The 476-nt window shown below is 70.6% G+C and carries 1 protein-coding gene and 1 pseudogene; one reads left to right on the top strand and one right to left on the bottom strand.

Features of this window, described 5'->3' with window-relative positions:
- A partial coding sequence (locus AC1DKR_RS21130; protein ID WP_478035098.1) for a LysR substrate-binding domain-containing protein occupies nucleotides 1–336 on the top strand: 336 nt, incomplete at its 5' end.
- Here the strand turns inward: AC1DKR_RS21130 and AC1DKR_RS21125 are convergent.
- Nucleotides 296–476 (bottom strand): annotated as a pseudogene (locus tag AC1DKR_RS21125) (hypothetical protein); the annotation flags it as partial. The gene AC1DKR_RS21130 and the pseudogene AC1DKR_RS21125 sit on opposite strands and share 41 nt — an antisense overlap.

Here is a 476-nt window from a genome sequence, read left to right as displayed (position 1 = left end):
GTGGAGGGGCAACTGCGCAAGGTCATGCCGACCGCGCGGCTCACGTTCAACGACGCCGACCTGGTCCTGCATGCGGTCCTGCAGGGCTGGGGCATCGCGCAGCTGGCCGGGTACCAGATCGCCGAGCCCCTGGCCGCCGGGCAACTGGTGGTGGCGATGGGCCGCTACGCGCCCGACGACCGCGGGCACTACCTCTGCTACCTGAGCCGGCAGCACCTGCCCACGCGCATCCGCGTGTTTATCGACTTCATGACCGATGCGATCCGCGCGCAGGCGCTGAACTGCCTGACCGACTTCAACCCCGAGCCGGATCTGATCCCGGCGCCGATCGGTTGAGTGCCGCCGCGACGAAGTCGATGAACACCTTCGCGCGGGCGGGCAGGCGCCGCCCGAAGCTGTGCAGCACCTGCAGCGGCACGGGCCGCAGGCCGACATCGGGTAGCACCACGCGCAGGCGGTCGGCGTCGAGATCGGCC

The sequence above is a fragment of the Stenotrophomonas sp. 01N47 genome (assembly GCF_056399165.1).
This window is presented reverse-complemented; position numbering and strand designations above follow the sequence as displayed.